Source organism: Sphingomonas sp. 10B4, assembly GCF_035019905.1.
Taxonomy (GTDB): domain Bacteria; phylum Pseudomonadota; class Alphaproteobacteria; order Sphingomonadales; family Sphingomonadaceae; genus Sphingomonas; species Sphingomonas glacialis.
In genome coordinates this window covers 1-2,395 of the sequence record NZ_JASJVC010000144.1, presented here as the reverse complement: position 1 = coordinate 2,395, position 2,395 = coordinate 1, and the positions used below count along the sequence as shown (strand labels likewise).

1 protein-coding gene and 1 pseudogene are annotated in these 2,395 nt (G+C 60.3%); both read right to left on the bottom strand.

The window, feature by feature from the left end; genetic code table 11:
- Positions 1-72: 72 nt before the first annotated feature.
- Positions 73-866: pseudogene (locus tag QN347_RS19065) on the bottom strand (IS3 family transposase); the annotation flags it as partial.
- Positions 867-1,358: 492 nt separating this feature from the next.
- Positions 1,359-2,159: an alpha/beta fold hydrolase gene (locus tag QN347_RS19060; protein ID WP_322159903.1), complete on the bottom strand. Its 801-nt coding sequence runs from the start codon at positions 2,157-2,159 to the stop codon at positions 1,359-1,361.
- Positions 2,160-2,395: the final 236 nt, after the last annotated feature.

Sequence of the window (2,395 nt, the reverse complement as noted above, 5' to 3'; positions counted from 1 at the left end):
CAAGATCAAGCAAGCGGCCTGATCGCTCGCGCACGCGAGACAAAATTACGCCCGATGGTCGTCGCCGAATGGATACAGGTCGGCCAACGCCGCCAGCACGTCTTCATGTTTGAGCTGACGAGCAACGACCAACGCCAGGCACTCTCGACTGGCCTCGTCGATGATGGTCAGGATGCGGAACTTGCGACCATCATGCGTGCGGCCTTCGACGAAGTCGTACGCCCACACATGCCCCGGATATTCCGGGCGCAGCCGGATACATGATCCATCGTTGAGCCATAGCCGCCCACGCTTCGGCTGACGTTGCGGGACCTTGAGCCCCTCACGCCGCCAGATCCGCTCGACCCTTTTATGGTTCACCGACCATCCGGCATGGCACAGCAATGCCGTCACGCGGCGATAGCCATAGCGACCATATTGCTTCGCCAGCGCGATGATGTCCTCGCTCAGCGCCTGCTCATCATCCGCCCCGCGCGGCACCTTGCGCTGAGTCGATCGATGCTGGCCCAGCACCCGGCAGATCCGTCGCTCGGACACCGGAAGCTCTCGTCGCACATGATCGATGCAGCGCCGTCGCCGCGCAGGGCTCAGAAGTTTCCCCGGGCTGCCTCCTGTAAAATCAGCTTGTCCAGCGTCAGGTCCGATATCGCACGCCGGAGACGCAGATTCTCCTTCTCCAGATCCTTCATCCGCCGCGCCTGGTCGGTTTTTAAACCACCATATTCCTTACGCCAGCGGTAATAGGTCTGCTCGCTGACCGCGATCCGCCGACACGCTTCGGCAGTCGACGCACCCTGTGCCAGCACGATCTCAACTTCACGCAGCTTGCCGATAATCTCTTCCGGCTTGTGCTTCTTGAATGGCATCTGTCGTCCCTTTCGTGGTCCAGACTATCATAGTCTTTGGGCCACTCAGCGGGGGGCAGATCAGATGGTCGAGGCGGTTCTGCTTCACCTATGAAACCTCACATAGGCTTTGGCGGCATGATGCTGGGCCCTCATTTTCTAGACGGGACCGACAAGGCAGAAGCGACGGCAGCTTTCGGGATCGGCAGTTCGGGAAGCTAACGGCAAGGTTTGGGGCGGCTGCCGTCCGGCCGCTTTCCGCACCAAAACCAGTGGGTCGGCATTTAGGCGAGCCGCACCGATCGATGGGGCTTCACCGAGGAAAAGTGGGTGGTTTGCTGCCCGGCAACTTTTGGGACGGTTGAGCGCAATAGCTGCCATTGATTGGCATCGAGCGATGCGGCAGCAAGCAACCAATTTCCGCCGCTTCAAAGCTCAACCGGCTTCCTCCGAAGCGGTCAATACCACCGTACTTGGCAATTGATTTGCTATCACCCGCAGCTTGAGGCCAGGTTATTCAGCAGGTTCAATATTCGCGGGTCGCTGAGTTGCGGCAAGAATGACGGCGACTGTCTCGTCGGGCATGTCCCACGCGGGAAAATGGCCGCTGGGCACGAACCAATGCAAATCTGCCGACGGGAAAGCGGCTTTGGCACGCGCTGCTTGCTGCGGCAGGCAAAGCCGATCCTGCCTGCCCCATCCAATTACGATTCGGCCGGTGGATTGCGCGGCAGGCCCGGTTTGCTCCGGGCCTCCGGCAAGATCGTCGACCAGCGCATCAAATGTCGGCGTCTTGCTGAGGCTCGTCAGTTCGGTCGCCACGACCTGCGAGTTAAGTGCCCATGGCCGCACCGATAGTTGGGCCAGCAACGCAGAGCGCGACGCCGCATTTTGGCTAAGCCTGGGCAGCAGCGGCCGGATCGCGCGCAGCAATCGCCCCGACAGCCCGATGGTGACTTTGAAAAAGGTTCTTTCCCAGCCACGCCAGAAGCCGCCCGGATCGAGCGCCACAATATTGCCGACGCTACCGCGACGCGCCAATTCCAAAACAATGCGCGCGCCCATCGAACTTCCGACGGTGTCGACCCCCGTTAGTCCGTTGTCCGATATGCAGCGCTCAACGCTGCCGACCAGACCGATGAAGGTTCCGCTATCGGCTTCCGCCGGCGTGGCCCCATGTCCGGGAAGATCGACGGCAATCACTGTTCGATGTGCGCTAAGCGCATCGAGAATCGTGCTCCACGAATGCCAACTGCCGCCAAGACCATGAATGAGCAGCAGCTTCTGGCCTGTGCCGCGTTGAACGTGATGCATTTCGCGCCTTTCTGGTGGTCGCAGACGCTAACGAACAAGATGAGGTAACGGGACCACCACAAACCCGAACCACCAGCCTTGCGCTTATGTCGACCTCGCCATTGCCCCGGTCATGTGATCGACCATCGGAAATGGTGGCGTCGACGGCTTACGACCCAACTGTCAACGCCGGTCGGATTCCAGGCCAGCGGGGCGGAGTAAAAGCAGGCCATTGTTGATGCGAGCCTGACGATATG